Source organism: Pseudomonas sp. GW823-FHT02F05 (genome assembly GCF_058797315.1).
In genome coordinates, this window is sequence record NZ_JBXAJM010000025.1 from 27,720 (window position 1) to 41,896 (window position 14,177).

At 57.7% G+C, this 14,177-nt stretch carries 11 protein-coding genes and 3 pseudogenes; 5 read left to right on the plus strand and 9 right to left on the minus strand.

The features are described from left to right. Nucleotides 1-15: 15 nt before the first annotated feature. From AC1RAC_RS24540 to acs, 5 genes are all read right to left on the minus strand, one after another. Complete coding sequence (locus AC1RAC_RS24540) at nucleotides 16-1,128, minus strand: succinylglutamate desuccinylase/aspartoacylase family protein (protein ID WP_197901185.1); 1,113 nt, start codon at nucleotides 1,126-1,128, stop codon at nucleotides 16-18. 1 nt (nucleotide 1,129) lies between these two features. Continuing rightward, complete coding sequence (locus tag AC1RAC_RS24545) at nucleotides 1,130-1,828, minus strand: ABC transporter permease (protein ID WP_259039024.1); 699 nt, start codon at nucleotides 1,826-1,828, stop codon at nucleotides 1,130-1,132. Further along, nucleotides 1,825-2,514 carry an ABC transporter permease gene (locus AC1RAC_RS24550; protein ID WP_003193627.1) on the minus strand — a complete coding sequence of 230 codons (690 nt, stop codon included), beginning with the start codon at nucleotides 2,512-2,514 and terminating at the stop codon, nucleotides 1,825-1,827. Before AC1RAC_RS24550 ends, AC1RAC_RS24545 begins: the two co-directional genes overlap by 4 nt. 91 nt (nucleotides 2,515-2,605) lie before the next feature. Next, on the minus strand, nucleotides 2,606-3,391 hold the full coding sequence (locus AC1RAC_RS24555; RefSeq protein ID WP_043050341.1) for an ABC transporter substrate-binding protein: 786 nt from the start codon (nucleotides 3,389-3,391) through the stop codon (nucleotides 2,606-2,608). 695 nt (nucleotides 3,392-4,086) lie between these two features. Further along, the gene (acs, locus tag AC1RAC_RS24560) at nucleotides 4,087-6,042 is read right to left on the minus strand and encodes an acetate--CoA ligase (protein ID WP_005790645.1); all 1,956 of its coding nucleotides are present in this window, start codon (nucleotides 6,040-6,042) and stop codon (nucleotides 4,087-4,089) included. Between the two features lie 397 nt (nucleotides 6,043-6,439). Between acs and AC1RAC_RS24565 the strand changes: the two genes are divergently transcribed. The 3 genes and pseudogenes from AC1RAC_RS24565 to AC1RAC_RS24575 all read left to right on the plus strand — a co-directional run. Beyond that, nucleotides 6,440-6,709, plus strand: coding sequence for a DUF2790 domain-containing protein (locus AC1RAC_RS24565; protein WP_034128473.1), 270 nt, complete (start codon nucleotides 6,440-6,442; stop codon nucleotides 6,707-6,709). A 554-nt stretch (nucleotides 6,710-7,263) separates the two neighbouring features. Further along, a complete protein-coding gene (locus tag AC1RAC_RS24570; RefSeq protein ID WP_014719604.1) occupies nucleotides 7,264-8,514 on the plus strand; it encodes a ribonucleotide-diphosphate reductase subunit beta in 1,251 nt (416 codons plus the stop codon). A gap of 67 nt (nucleotides 8,515-8,581) precedes the next feature. After that, nucleotides 8,582-8,754 (plus strand): annotated as a pseudogene (locus tag AC1RAC_RS24575) (HNH endonuclease); the annotation flags it as partial. 139 nt (nucleotides 8,755-8,893) lie between these two features. On the opposite strand, the gene AC1RAC_RS24580 reads toward AC1RAC_RS24575, so the two are convergent. The 3 genes and pseudogenes from AC1RAC_RS24580 to AC1RAC_RS24590 all read right to left on the minus strand — a co-directional run bounded on the left by AC1RAC_RS24580 (nucleotide 8,894) and on the right by AC1RAC_RS24590 (nucleotide 10,373). Then, nucleotides 8,894-9,190 (minus strand): hypothetical protein, encoded by a 297-nt coding sequence (locus tag AC1RAC_RS24580; protein WP_054918287.1) that lies wholly within the window; start codon nucleotides 9,188-9,190, stop codon nucleotides 8,894-8,896. Beyond that, a pseudogene (locus tag AC1RAC_RS24585) lies at nucleotides 9,187-9,892 on the minus strand (DUF4225 domain-containing protein). The gene AC1RAC_RS24580 and the pseudogene AC1RAC_RS24585 overlap by 4 nt, the downstream one beginning before the upstream one ends. Next, nucleotides 9,889-10,373 (minus strand): annotated as a pseudogene (locus tag AC1RAC_RS24590) (Hcp family type VI secretion system effector). Before AC1RAC_RS24590 ends, AC1RAC_RS24585 begins: the two co-directional pseudogenes overlap by 4 nt. A 380-nt stretch (nucleotides 10,374-10,753) precedes the next feature. Between AC1RAC_RS24590 and AC1RAC_RS24595 the strand changes: the two are divergent. Then, on the plus strand, nucleotides 10,754-11,401 hold the full coding sequence (locus AC1RAC_RS24595) for an HAD-IB family hydrolase (RefSeq protein ID WP_054918285.1): 648 nt from the start codon (nucleotides 10,754-10,756) through the stop codon (nucleotides 11,399-11,401). Nucleotides 11,402-11,497: 96 nt separating this feature from the next. Here the strand turns inward: AC1RAC_RS24595 and AC1RAC_RS24600 are convergent, their stop codons facing one another. Further along, nucleotides 11,498-12,457 (minus strand): LysR family transcriptional regulator, encoded by a 960-nt coding sequence (locus AC1RAC_RS24600; protein WP_054918282.1) that lies wholly within the window; start codon nucleotides 12,455-12,457, stop codon nucleotides 11,498-11,500. Between the two features lie 193 nt (nucleotides 12,458-12,650). Between AC1RAC_RS24600 and argH the strand changes: the two genes are divergently transcribed. Continuing rightward, entirely contained in the window at nucleotides 12,651-14,078 is a 1,428-nt protein-coding gene (argH, locus tag AC1RAC_RS24605; RefSeq protein ID WP_057975150.1) for an argininosuccinate lyase, read from the plus strand. Nucleotides 14,079-14,177: the final 99 nt, after the last annotated feature.

A 14,177-nucleotide genomic window follows, 5' to 3' on the forward strand; every position in this document is an offset into this window, starting at 1 on the left:
CACAAAAACAGGTGGTCAGTCGTTGAGCAAGCGCCCGTGACGCAGCGCTTCGCGCCCCGCCACCTTGGCCAGCCAGAAACCCGCTTGGGCATAACGTAGCCGTTCAACGGCAAACAACACCCCCGAGGTGCCCGCGCAAATAGTGCTTACGCGGTCAGTCAGGGGGTCAATCACTTCAAAAATCTCGTCGCCGGTTTCTACCCAGTCGCCCGCTTTACGCAGGTAACTGATCACCCCGGCATGGGGCGCGAACAGCAGCTCGGTGCCCTCAAAAGGCACACCTTCGCAAGGTTCGTGTTGCGGCGCAGGCCACTCGCCCTTGATCAAGCCTTGTTCGGCGAGGAACGCAAGGATGCCTTCGGCGTGGAAGATGGCTTCATCACGGCCGGTGTCGGCCTGGCCGCCCAACTCCAACGTCGTTGCCAGGCAGGCCAGCGGAATCTGCGCCTGCGGGAACATGCGCGACAAACGCAGCCACGGCAACGAGCACGCCTCGTCAAACGAACTGCCGCCGGAATCTTCCGCCAGCAGGCCGACCTTCACATTCAGATGTGCCGACAGCGACCGCCACTGCGGCCAGTGTTGGGGCAGCGCGTACATGTGCAGTGCGGCTTCGGCGTCGCAATGCAGGTCCAGCACCACATCGGCGGTGCAGGCATGGCTCAGCAGGATACGCTGCATGCCTTGCAACTGGCTGCTCGGCTCGGGCAAGGCGGCCAGCGTATCGCTCATGGCCTGGCGAATCATGCGCACATTGGCGTGCGGGTCATCACCCAGTTTGCCTTGCAACAATGCACCGACCGGCTCGCTCAACTCAACGAAGTCGCGATTGAAGTTCTTGCCGCTGCCCACTTCGAAACGCCCCTGGTGGCTGCCCTGCAACAGCTGGCCAAGGCCCATCGGGTTAGCCACCGGCACCAGCTCGATCACGCCGTTGAGGGCGCCCTGCTGCTCCAGCTTTGTGAGGCGTTTTTTCAGTTCCCACGCGGCACGCATCCCCGGCAACTCATCGGCGTGCAGGCTGGCCTGGATATAGGCCTTGCGCTCGCCGTTGCCAAAGCGGAACACGCTCAGTTGGCGCTCGCAGCCCAAATGCCCCCAGGGCAGCAGATGATCGATACGTTCCATATCAGTGCTTCCGTGGAGCCAGGTAGCTCAGCCAGCGGCGCTCGGCCAACTTGAACAGGCGCACCAGGATGAAGGTCAGGCACAGGTAGAACACGCCGGCGGTGATATAGGCTTCGAACGGCAGGTAATACTGGGCATTGACCGTACGCGCGGCACCGGTGATGTCGATCAGGGTAACGATGGAGGCAAGGCTGGTAGTCTGCAACATCATGATCACTTCGTTGCTGTACTGCGGCAGCGCACGGCGCAGGGCCGACGGCAACAGGATGCGGCGGTAAAGTTTGTAGCGCGACATGCCCATGGCCTTGGCCGCTTCGATCTCGCCGTTAGGCGTGGCCTTGAGGCTGCCGGCGATAATTTCGGCGGTGTAGGCGCTGGTGTTGATCGCAAATGCCAGGCACGCACAGAACGCCGCGCTGGACAGCAGAGGCCACAGGAAGCTTTCGCGCACCACTTCGAACTGCGCCAGGCCGTAGTAAATCAAAAACAGCTGCACCAGCATCGGCGTGCCGCGGATCACGTAGGTGTAAAGCCAGGCCACGCCGTTCACGATCGGCTGCTTGGACACGCGCATCAAGCCCAGGGGCAAGGCCGCGAGCAGGCCGAAGAACAGCGAGATAGCGAGCAGTTTCAGGGTGGTCAGCAAGCCGCCAAGGTACAGCGGCATGGCCTCCCAGATGACGTTGTAGTCGAAGATCATAGATCAGCCGCCCTTACGCCTACCGAGTAGCGCTTCTCAAGGTAACGCAAGGCCAGCAACGACACGCTGGTGATCACCAGGTACATCGCCGCCACTGCGAGGAAGAAGGTAAAAGGCTCGCGGGTGGCGTCTGCCGCCTGCTTGGCCTTGAACATCATGTCTTGCAGACCTACCACCGAAATCAGCGCGGTGGCCTTGGTCAATACCAGCCAGTTGTTGGTAAACCCAGGGATCGCCAGCCGAATCATCTGCGGCACCATCACCCGGAAAAACACCTGGAAGCTGCTCATGCCATACGCCAGGCCGGCTTCGGCCTGGCCCTTGGGAATGGCCATGAAGGCGCCACGGAAGGTTTCCGAGAGGTAAGCGCCAAAGATGAAACCCAGGGTGCCGATACCGGCGGCCAGGGGGTTCAAGTCGATATAGTCGTCAAAGCCCAATAGCGGCGCGACGCGGTTAAGCAAGTCCTGGCCGCCATAGAAAATCAGCAGGATCAGCACCAGGTCGGGGATCCCGCGGATCACCGTGGAGTACAAGTCACCCAGCCAAGCCAACCAGCGCACCGGCGACAGGCGTAACGCGACCCCGATCAGACCCAGAACAATGGCCAAGGCCATGGACGACAAGGCGAGCTGAAGCGTCAACCAAGCGCCATCGAGGATAACGGCCCCGTAGCCTTTCAACATGATTCAGGTCCTCGAAAAGGGGGATGAAAAAATGGCGCAAACTTCAGGATGACTGTTGCTTGCGCCATTTCGGACAGACAGCTGCGATGAGTTACTTGGCGTCAGCGCCGTAAATATCGAAGTCGAAGTACTTGTCCTGGATTTTCTTGTATTCGCCGTTGGCACGGATTGCAGCGATGGCCGCGTTGATGCGTTCAAGGTTTTCCTTGTCGCCTTTGCGCACTGCGATGCCGATACCGTCGCCGAAGTATTTGGCTTCGGTGAACGATGGGCCTACAAACGCGTAGCCTTTGCCGGCGTCGGTTTTCAGGAAACCGTCTTGCAGCAGGGTGGCGTCAGCCACGGTACCGTCGAGACGACCGGCGGCCACGTCCAGGTAGATTTCGTTCTGGGTACTGTAACCCTTGATATCCGCACCTTTTGGCGCCAGGACTTCACGGGCGAAACGGTCGTGGATCGAACCGCGCTGCACACCGATCTTCTTGCCCTTCAACTCATCCAGACTGTCGCTGACGGTGGTGCCTTCCTTCATCACCAGACGCGCAGGGGACAGGTAGTAGCGAGTGGTGAAGTCCACCGATTTCTTGCGGTCGTCAGTGATGGACATGGATGACAGGATCGCGTCGATCTTGCGCACTTTCAACGCCGGGATCAGGCCGTCGAACTCTTGCTCAACCCAGGTGCATTTCACGTCCATCTGCTTGCACAGCGCGTTGCCGATGTCGTAGTCAAAACCGACGATGCTGCCATCCGGCGCCTTCGAGGCAAACGGAGGGTAAGCCGCTTCGATACCAATTTTCAGCGGCTTGCCTTCGGCGAAAGCCTGCATGGACAGCACGGACAGCGCCAGGGCGCCCAACAGCACGAGTTTCTTCATCTTGGGACTCCATCGGTATAGGGCAAAAACAGCAGTATGAGCCATGGCCCACGATGCGGCGAAGGTGTAACCGAATAGCGGTGCTGCGTCCTGCGCGGGCGACACCTGCGACGACGAGCGAGTGATCGGCATTCTAACGACAGGCCGGAAGCCGATATTTCCTCAATGCGACAACAATTTACAGAAGCACTGAGAAAGCGGTTCCAACACATTGACAGCCTCTGAATTTTATGCAGAGACAAAAGATATTAAACCTGATGATGCTGCAAATTGCGGGCCTATTATTCGCAAACCCTTCTAGCACGGCAAGTCTGGCGTTTAATCTTATTTTTTGGGGTGTCTAGAACGCGGTTTTTCGGGGCGTGGGCGTGGTCCATTGCCCCAGCTTTGTGCGGGTGGTTACACATTTGGGCGGGCCGGTAACATTCAGAAACGTCCCACCGGGAAAACCGATATTTATTGGCTTGGTCGTGATGCGACTCTGTCAGACCGCCACCCACACCCCTTTATGAAATGCGATCTGAACTGTGGGAGCTGGCTTGCCTGCGATAACGGTGTATCAGCCAAAGATGGGCTAACTGATAAATAGCTATCGCAGGCAAGCCAGCTCCCACATTGAACCTCGGTGCTTCTGAGTCCCCAAAAAAAGCCCCATCCGGCTTCCACCGAATGGGGCTCTGTCCCACCTACCCCGCTTACGCGACGTTCATGGTCTTGTGCGTTTCAATCAAATGCGCCACCACACTCGGATCTGCCAGGGTGGAGATATCCCCCAACCCGTCGTATTCAGCCGTGGCGATCTTGCGCAAAATGCGCCGCATGATTTTCCCCGAGCGCGTTTTCGGCAACCCAGGCGCCCATTGGATTACGTCCGGCGAGGCAATCGGCCCGATTTCCTTGCGCACCCAGTTTTTCAGCTCCAGGCGCAGTGCTTCGTTGGGCTCTTCACCATTCTTCAAGGTGACATACACATAAATGCCCTGCCCCTTGATGTCGTGGGGCACACCCACCACCGCCGCCTCGGCGACTTTGGGGTGCGCAACCATGGCGCTCTCGATCTCGGCAGTACCCATGCGGTGGCCGGACACGTTCAACACGTCATCCACACGGCCCGTGATCCACCAGTAACCATCCTCATCGCGACGTGCGCCGTCACCGGTGAAGTACATGCCGCGGAAGGTCTTGAAGTAGGTGTCGACAAAACGGTCATGGTCGCCGTACAGGGTACGCGCCTGGCCTGGCCAGGAATCCAGAATCACCAGGTTGCCTTCGGCGGCGCCTTCGATGATGTTGCCCAGGTTGTCCACTAGCGCCGGCACCACACCGAAGAACGGCCGTGCCGCCGAACCCGGCTTCAACGCATGGGCGCCTGGCAGTGGGCTCATCAGCGTGGCACCGGTTTCGGTCTGCCACCAGGTGTCGACGATCGGGCAACGGGATTGGCCGACGTTCTTGTAGTACCAGTCCCAGGCTTCCGGGTTGATCGGCTCACCCACAGAACCCAACAGGCGCAGGCTGCTGCCGTCGGCGCCTTCACAGGCGGCGGTGCCGGAGGCCATCATGGCGCGGATCGCGGTCGGTGCGGTGTAGAGGATGTTGACCTTGTGCTTGTCGACGATCTTCGCCACGCGGGTGATGTCCGGGTAGTTCGGCACGCCTTCGAACAGCAGCGTGGTCGCGCCATTGGCCAGCGGGCCGTAGACGATGTAGGTGTGGCCAGTGACCCAGCCGACGTCGGCGGTGCACCAGTAGATTTCGCCTGGGCGATAGTCGAATACGCGCTCGTGGGTCAGGGCCGCATAGAGCAAGTAGCCACCGGTGGTGTGCTGCACACCCTTGGGCTTGCCGGTAGAGCCGGAGGTATAGAGGATGAACAGCGCTTCTTCGGCGCCCATCTCTTTTGGCGCGCAGACGGTGCCCGCCACTTTCATCAGGTCTTCGTACCAGATGTCGCGATGCTGGTTCCACTTGATCGCACCATTGGTGCGCTTGCACACGATCACCTTCTGGATACTGCTGGTTTCCGGGTTGGTCAGTGCGTCGTCAACGTTAGCCTTAAGCGGAATCTTCTTACCGGCACGGATGCCTTCGTCAGCGGTAATCACCACTTTTGACTTACAGTCGATGATGCGACCGGCCAGGGCTTCCGGGGAAAAACCGCCAAACACCACCGAATGGATCGCGCCGATACGGGTACAGGCCAGCATGGCGACCACGGCTTCGGGGATCATCGGCATATAGATAGTCACCACATCGCCGCGGTGCACGTCCTGGCCGCGCAAGGCGTTGGCGAACTTGCAGACTTCTTCATGCAACTCGCGGTAGGTGATGTTGCGGCTCTCGGCAGGGTCGTCGCCCTCCCAGATGATTGCGATCTGGTCGCCACGCTCGGCGAGGTGACGGTCCAGGCAATTGTAGGAAACGTTCAGGGTGCCATCGGCGAACCATTTGATGTCGACATGGTGGTCGTCGAAAGAGGTCTGCTTCACCGCGGTGAAAGGCTTGACCCAGTCAAGGCGCTTGGCTTGCTCGCGCCAGAAGCCATCGGGGTTGACCACCGACTGCTGGTACATGGCCTTGTAGGTCGCCTCGTCGGTCAGCGTGTTGGCTGCTACTTCGGGGCGAACGGGGTACAGGGAAGCCGCACTCATCTTTCTTACCTCGGTGACATAGTTGTTGTTGTATGGCCCCTGTTGTAGCCGGGGTGGGCCTATAGAACCATTCGACGATGGTAGTAACAAGACCCTACAAATTGCCCTGCTATGCCTTTTCACCGCTCTGGCCCGCGTGCTGCGGCGGCTGGCAGGTTTCTGAAAAAATCTTGATTGAGGGATTATTACAAAAACCGCCAAAAGTGTTTATCAAAACTACGGGTATATGAATATAACCGAGGCGCCTAAAATCAACTCCGCCAACAAGGCACTCTGATTAACAACGCAACAGCCCCCACGAAGGCAACGTTAATCCGAACTTCCCAACTTTTAAGTGACACACGCGGCCTCACAAGGGCCCCGTGCCCCCTTTCGCCCTGAAGAAGGTAATGAAGAAATGAAAGCGTTATTAGTGATCGCCCTGAGCAGCTTGTGCGCCACCGCCGCCCTGGCGGACGAAGCCCCGACTGAACTGGCCGGCCAGAACGCCCCGATTGTCGAGGACTACACCTATAGCACGCACTTGGATGTGGCCAAAGTCTTGTCCATGAGCAGCATTCCAGAAGTCTGCGAAGTTGTACCGGTGAAGATGGAATATGAAGATTCTCAAGGCCAGCGTCATATTCTTAACTATCAAGTAATGGGCAATGGTTGCTCTAACGGCTAACAACTTCTGAAGTTGGATTCTTAATTGCCGCAAGAAATCGTTCTTGCGGCCAAGAACCCGCCCTTGAATACACCCCACATCAATTGTGGGAGCTGGCTTGCCTGCGATGGCGATTTCAGCCACGACCACTCTTTTTACGCCCCCTTCCCCTGCCCCAAAAAAAACATCCCCGCCCGTCAAAAACCCCCACGCCCAGCAAAGCCTTGCAAACACTCGCTTTGGCCGAAACCCACGTCATTTTGGCGCTCCCAAGTGACCATCCGCCGCAACACAAACCTGAATTTTTCCCTATAATGCGCGGGTAAATCGGGCCTGCAATATCCCTTTACACAGGGATAAAGAGCCAGACCTTGAGCCTGCGCTGCAGCAAGCACGCATCGCTGCGCCCCTCAAGCCTCATGCAGCACCCGCAACCTGATTCCGTTTATTTGCCTGCGCGAGCTGTTGCAACAAACGATTCCTTAAGATCCACCGCGGCCCTAGGGCCGTGTGAACACCCAACCATCCGGTTTCACACGGGCACCTTTGAGCCCTCACGCAGGAGACGACACGTCATGCTGAGCTGGGACGAATTCGACAAAGAAGAAGAAGGCGAAGTAGCCGCCAAAGGCGCCAACGCCGGCCACGCCACCGAAGCCAACATGGACCGCCTCGACGGTGCCGGCGCCGCCGCCGCCGTGGAAGCCCGCGCCGTCACCGCCAACGACTCCGCCGCCATCGTGCGCGCCAAGGCCGCCCTGGACAAACTCGACGTCGCCGAAGGCCTCGCCGAACTCGAAGGCGCCTCCGCCCGCGTCGCCGTTGACGAAAAGCGCATGATCAACTGCCGCGCCGACCTCAACCAACTCGTGCCATTCAAGTACGACTGGGCCTGGCAGAAGTACCTCGACGGCTGCGCCAACCACTGGATGCCGCAAGAGGTCAACATGACCGCCGACATCGCCCTGTGGAAAAACCCCGAAGGCCTGACCGATGACGAACGCCGTATCGTCATGCGCAACCTGGGCTTCTTCTCCACCGCCGACTCCCTGGTAGCCAACAACCTGGTGCTGGCCGTGTACCGCCTGATCACCAACCCGGAGTGCCGCCAGTACATCCTGCGCCAGGCCTTCGAAGAAGCGATCCACACCCACGCCTACCAGTACTGCATCGAATCGCTGGCCATGGATGAAGGCGAGATCTTCAACATGTACCACGAGATTCCATCGGTCGCCAAAAAGGCCGCCTGGGGCCTGAAGTACACCCGCTCGATCTCCGATCCGAAGTTCGAAACCGGCACCGTCGACACCGACAAAGAGCTGCTGCGCAACCTGGTCGCCTACTACTGCGTGCTGGAAGGCATCTTCTTCTACTGCGGCTTCACCCAGATCCTGTCCATGGGTCGCCGCAACAAAATGACCGGCGTGGCCGAGCAGTTCCAGTACATCCTGCGCGATGAGTCGATGCACCTGAACTTCGGTATCGACGTGATCAACCAGATCAAAATCGAAAACCCGCACTTGTGGGATGCCGAGATGAAAGAAGAAGCGACCCAGATGATCCTGCAAGGTACGCAGCTGGAGATCGAATATGCGCGGGATACCATGCCTCGTGGGGTGTTGGGCATGAATGCGGCGATGATGGAGGATTACCTCAAGTTCATCGCTAACCGTCGCCTGTCGCAGATCGGCTTGAAGGAAGAGTACCCAGGCACGACTAACCCGTTCCCGTGGATGAGCGAGATCATGGACTTGAAGAAAGAGAAGAACTTCTTCGAGACCCGTGTGATCGAGTATCAGACCGGCGGCGCGCTGAGCTGGGATTGATCCGGACTAAGCACTAAAGGAAGCCCTGGCATGTTCAGGGCTTTTTTTTCGTCGGTAAAAAAGGAATTTGCTATTTCTTGAAGTCCATCACGTCAAGCACCTAGCCCAGAAGGGTTCGGATCGCATCACCAATGCTGTAGCCTTGTGCCCGATTGCCATCAGCGTTGTCATCGGTCGAGTGGTCGGGAGGCTTTTAGCGAAAGGCTTTACGCCAAGATCGGAGGACTGGCACGGGAGTAGGCTCCTGTTGTCGTAGCTGATGCATGCTTAATACTATTAGATAGGACCTAGGCCAACCCGTGTACCCAGACATGCTCGAAGCCGAACCTAAGGCCTGAGTACTCTCTGCCTCCGACAAGCCCACACTCTCTTTTTTCGTTCAAAACCAGCGCCTGACCTCCCACTTCACCGGAAGTGCAAATCCGTGAGCCAATATGCCGAAAAAGGCAATCCACTCGATGATGGGATATTGAATAATAAAATCAGTCCTAATCCCAAAAAAAGGAAACTCGCCATACTTAATCACCTCAATATAGGACACGACAAAAAAACCGTTAAATATCACACATAAAAATAACTTCAAGGTATTAAGACCTTCCCCCGAAAGCCTAGCCCTTAAGGCATACGCACCGACCACACCAAAAACCACAAAAACAAGAGCATAGAACACAATCAATCTACCACCCCCTGATACACCTGCTTCCCTGTCTCATAATCAATATAAACCTCAACACCTAATGGAAACATCCCCATTCTTTTGTAAGCCCTCTCCTTATCTGACCTTATATATCTGAACAAACGCCAAGCATCCGGTTTCAATACAAGCCTACGTAGACTATAAAAAGACATAATCATATCCGTGCCACCATAGGCTAAATCACCTCCACTTTCGCCATACCCGAGGGACTGTGCTGCGCCGCGATATCCAGTTCTGACCGGTCCAACTGTATCGGAATGCCCCTCAAGCATATTCCTACCATTTTCTGTTATTAGCGCCGTGCGCCATAATCGGGATGCCCGCCAGCAAACACAGCGTACCGACTGAGGCGTAGCAAATTCCTGCCCCCGTCGCAAACTGAAGTGCGCCTGCGATAACCCCGATGCCTTTCCTCCCCACCTCCAGGGATTGGTTTAGGAGGCTTTCTTGTTCGTGCTTTATTTATTTCAATCCCTGATCAACAGTTTTTCTGCCGTCCTCAACTTCCCTAACAATACTCCGAGCGTAATAAGCCACCTCACGATTGAATTGCAGCCGAACAATCCCATCATTAATATTCCGAGCACTTATCGTACAAGCCTGGTTAGTCAGATACGCCGCAGCCTGACTAACCACCCAAAGGTCTTGAAAGGTAGGCTTCCGTTCTTCATTTATGTTCACCGGCCTGTCTCCCAAGTACTGAAGCCACTTGTTCCCGCCTGATGATGAGTCCAGATTACTTCACGATATTTAAGCGCAACATGCTCTTGTGCCTCTGCATCAATATGCAAAACAGAATGCGGTACGTCGACAGTGAGGTCGGTGATGATGCAGCCTCGAATATCGACGCTGTAGTATTTTTCATGCCAGCCCGATTGGGCGATCCGATAAAAATTGATGACGCAGTTGAGCTCTTCCCTGTTGGAGAGCGCTACCGCCAGCAAGGGTGACGATTTATCGATATTTTTGGTAATGGCAATCGGCCCATGACTCGACGCCCTGACGTTGCCCCTGTTGGCCATATTATGGTGGAAGGACAGCACCATTATCTCTCGCAGTGCCCCTCCTGCCACTTGTTGCCGATAGAGTCTTGAGTCGAACACTTTGCAGAAATCAGACCTTGGGATTCGCCGCTGATGGTCATGTAGCCGTGGTTTGCCATAGGGTTAACGCCTTGTTGTTTTTGGCATTTACCATACGAAAAAATAGCAAATAGGAAATATCGGAAAGTTCGCTTTAAGTGGTGCGAGTGGTATGTAGGAAATTTAACCCACACTCCAATCAGTCGGCCAAAACACTTGTAAGACCTAACTGCACTCGCTCTCGAATGAGCGTGCCGGAACCTCGGAAGCCCCACTCCTGGCTCAGGGGTAGTAAACTCGTATCGCCATAAACGCATGGACCGTCGCACGCACACAAAAGAGCGCAGAGGCTGACCCGCAGCGACCAGGCTGAACCGTCAACCTGAACCCCGGCAGGCAAGCGCCAGTCACAACGCTATGAAACCGCCCTACCTGATAAGGACCACCCGTGAACCCAGACATGCTCGAAGCCGGCCCCGCAGACGCCAAAGTACTTTCCGTCTTTGACTTCGACGGCACCCTCACCCACCACGACAGTTTCGTGCCCTTCCTCAAGTTTGCCTTTGGCCCCGGTGAGTTTTATGGCCGGATGGTCAAGCTGGCGGTGCCGGGGCTGCGGTTTTTGGTGCGGCAGATCAGCCGGGATGAGCTGAAGGCGCAGTTGATTCGCACCTTTATGACCGGGGTGGAGAAGGCTTGGGTTGAGCAGCAAGCGCAGGAATATTGCCAGGCGCGCTGGAGCAAGCTGATGCGCCCGAGCGGTTTGCAGTCGGTGGCGGATGAGGTGAAGTCCGGGGCGGTGGTGACGCTGTGTTCGGCGTCGCCGGCGTTGGTGTTGCAGCCGTTTGCCGACCGGCTTGGCATCCGCTTGATCGGCACTGAGCTTGAGGTGGTGGATGGGGTGCTGACCGGCAAGCTCACTGGGAATAATTGCCGTTGTGAGAATAAGGTGCTGCGGCTTGAGGCGGTGTATGGCGACCTGGGGGAGTATCGGCTCAGGGCCTGGGGCGATACGCGCGGGGATCGAGAGTTGCTGGCTGCGGCGCAGGATGCGCATTTTCGGCATTTTCATGCGAAGAAGAAAAAGCGAGCTCGGTTGCAGCGGTGATGCGGGGGTGAGGTTGGCGGGGAGACCGAGGCGATCCCATCGCAGCCTCGCTCGGGCTCGACAGCTCCCACATTTGATCTGCGTAGCTCGGGAGAGCTATGTCGTAGCTTTGAGGTCCACGCTCAAGGCTGTGGCGAAGGCTTTGACCATCGGGCTCCGTGGCGCGTTGTGGCGCAGGATCAGGTTGAACGCGGTGCTTAAATGAACCTGCTCTGGGCACAGTGCGCGCAGGCGCCCTTCCCTTACCAGTGGCGTGGCGTAGTGTTCTGGCAGGAAGCCCAGGAAGCGGCCGGTCAGGATCAGGATGGCGACGGCTTCCACTTGTGAGGCCGAGGCGGACTGGCTGTCGTGGTTGACGAAGTTGGCCTTGTCGCGATGGATCGCATACCGATGGTTCACCACTTCGTATTGGCGAAGCGCATCGGGGGTGATGTCGCTCGCAGTGAACAAGGGATGCCCTACGGCGCAGTAGGCGTGGGCCTTTTCTTCGTAGAGCGGGAAGTAGTCGAATTCTTCACGGCGTTGGTACACCGGGACGATGCCGGCGACCAGGCGCCCCTCCACTACTCCACGCTCAACTTCGTCCAATTGCGAGGCATGTAGGCGCAATCTTATTTTTGGCGATTGGCGATGTAAGTTGCCCAGGGCGGTAATCAGCGGGGAGTTAACGTCGGAGACGGTGTTATCGATAACGCCCACACTCAGGTCGCCGATCAGTTCGTTTTGCGCCGAACTAAGTTTGTCGCGAAAACTGTCCACTGAGGTAAATAACTCGATGGATGCTTGATACACCAACTTGCCTTCTTCGGTCAGCCCGAACCCTTCGCGGCCCCGTGTGCACAGGCGCATGCCGATGCGAATCTTCAGGTCGGAGATCTGTTTGCTGATGGCCGCCAGGCCCACGTTCAGCTCGTTTTGCGCAGCACTGAAGCCGCCGGCTTCGACCACGGCCATAAATACCCGCAGCAATTTGAAGTCCAGCCCACTCAGTTGCAGCGGTGCTCGTGTGCCGGGTTTTGGCGGCAGGTTTCCAGAAGTGGAAAGTGGGGTTTCCATAATGCGCGTTGACCTCGAGTGCCATATTCAACAGGCTTGAACCCAATCCTTGAACATAGCCAGGCGGCGATAATGAACATAAACATCCGCCCTTGGCAACCTTGAATACGGCGCGTCAGATGCCGGTTCTACACCGATAAACGTCTGTTGAAACTGCCTCCGACTCTTCTAAAAACAAGCGTGAGGAATACCCATGTCCCAGCCCACCGACCGCCTTTGGGGCGCTCGTTTCAAGACCGGTCCGTCTGCGGCGTTGGCCGCGTTGTCGCGTTGCCCTGAGCGCTATTTTCGCCTGACGCCCTACGACCTGGCCGGCTCCTGCGCCCATGCCCGTGAGTTGCAGCGCGCTGGGTTGCTGGATGAGTCGGAGACTTTGCGTACCCTCGAGGCCCTGGACCGCATCGGTGAGGATTTTGCCGCCGGGCGCCTGCATCCCACCCTGGATGACGAGGACGTACACACCTTTATCGAACGCGTATTGACCGAGCGCCTGGGCGCCCTGGGCGGCAAGTTGCGTGCCGGACGCTCGCGCAATGACCAGACGGCCAATGATCTGCGCCTGTTCCTGCGCGACCATGCGCGCACCATCGCCAACGAGGTGCTGGGTTTGCAGCAGGCGCTGGTTGAGCAGGCCGAGCAACATGTGCAGAGCATCTGCCCGGGCTTCACCCATTTGCAGCAGGCGCAACCCATTGTGTTTGCCCATCACTTGCTGGCCCACGCGCAGTCGATGCTGCGCGATGTGCAGCGCCTGGTGGATTGGGATGCGCGTACGGCCCTGTCGCCGTTGGGCGCGGCCGCTATGGCAGGTTCGGCGATAGCGCGTCAGCCAGAGCACTCGGCCAGGGAAATGGGTTACACCGGGCCATGCGAAAACTCCATAGACGCCGTCGCCAGCCGTGACCATGTGGCGGAGTTCCTGTTTGTGGCCGGCATGCTCGGGGTGAATATTTCGCGGCTGTCGGAGGAGTTTTGCCTGTGGTCGTCGCGCCAGTTTCGCTGGGTAGTGCTGGACGATGCCTACGCCACCGGCAGTTCGATCATGCCGCAGAAAAAGAACCCGGACATTGCCGAATTGGCGCGGGGCAAGGCCGGGCGTTTGATCGGCAACCTGACCGGGCTGATGTCGACGCTCAAGTCGTTGCCGCTGTCGTACAACCGCGATTTGAGTGAAGACAAGCACTGCGTGTTGGATAGCGTGGACACCTTGCTGCTGGTATTGCCGGCGATGACCGGCATGGTGGCGACCATGAAGGTGCAGGTAGAGGAGTTGCGGCGCCAGGCGCCAATGGGCTTTACCTTGGCGACTGAGGTGGCGGACTGGCTGGCCACCCGTGGTGTGCCGTTCAAGGAGGCCCACGAGATTACCGGCGCGCTGGTGCAGGCCTGTGAGCAGCATGAGATTGAGTTGTGGCAAGCCTCACCGGCGATGTTGGCCGAGGTGGATGGGCGACTCACCCCGGACGTGCGCGACTGCCTGACCCTGGAGGCGGCGATTGCGGCGCGTAGTGGGTGGGGTGGGACGGCGCCGGAGCGGGTGAAGGAGCAGATTGGACGGTTGAAGATGGCGTTGGCGGCTCAGCAAAAGTGGACTGAAAGTTATCAAGGATTTCGGATTTAAGCCGGTGACGATCGTTCCCACGCACTGCGTGGGAATGCATCCCGTGACGCTCCGCGTCGTCACGTTACGCGCCAACGGCGGGACGCGGAGCGTCCGAGG

What these genes read in the sequence shown, in the direction of transcription:
- AC1RAC_RS24540 (WP_197901185.1), bottom strand. Translation starts at nt 1,128, where the DNA reads ATGGAACGTATCGATCATCTGCTGCCCTGGGGGCATTTGGGCTGCGAG.
- AC1RAC_RS24545 (WP_259039024.1), bottom strand. Translation starts at nt 1,828, where the DNA reads ATGATCTTCGACTACAACGTCATCTGGGAGGCCATGCCGCTGTACCTT.
- AC1RAC_RS24550 (WP_003193627.1), bottom strand. Translation starts at nt 2,514, where the DNA reads ATGTTGAAAGGCTACGGGGCCGTTATCCTCGATGGCGCTTGGTTGACG.
- AC1RAC_RS24555 (WP_043050341.1), bottom strand. Translation starts at nt 3,391, where the DNA reads ATGAAGAAACTCGTGCTGTTGGGCGCCCTGGCGCTGTCCGTGCTGTCC.
- acs (WP_005790645.1), bottom strand. Translation starts at nt 6,042, where the DNA reads ATGAGTGCGGCTTCCCTGTACCCCGTTCGCCCCGAAGTAGCAGCCAAC.
- AC1RAC_RS24565 (WP_034128473.1), top strand. Translation starts at nt 6,440, where the DNA reads ATGAAAGCGTTATTAGTGATCGCCCTGAGCAGCTTGTGCGCCACCGCC.
- AC1RAC_RS24570 (WP_014719604.1), top strand. Translation starts at nt 7,264, where the DNA reads ATGCTGAGCTGGGACGAATTCGACAAAGAAGAAGAAGGCGAAGTAGCC.
- AC1RAC_RS24595 (WP_054918285.1), top strand. Translation starts at nt 10,754, where the DNA reads ATGCTCGAAGCCGGCCCCGCAGACGCCAAAGTACTTTCCGTCTTTGAC.
- AC1RAC_RS24600 (WP_054918282.1), bottom strand. Translation starts at nt 12,457, where the DNA reads ATGGAAACCCCACTTTCCACTTCTGGAAACCTGCCGCCAAAACCCGGC.
- argH (WP_057975150.1), top strand. Translation starts at nt 12,651, where the DNA reads ATGTCCCAGCCCACCGACCGCCTTTGGGGCGCTCGTTTCAAGACCGGT.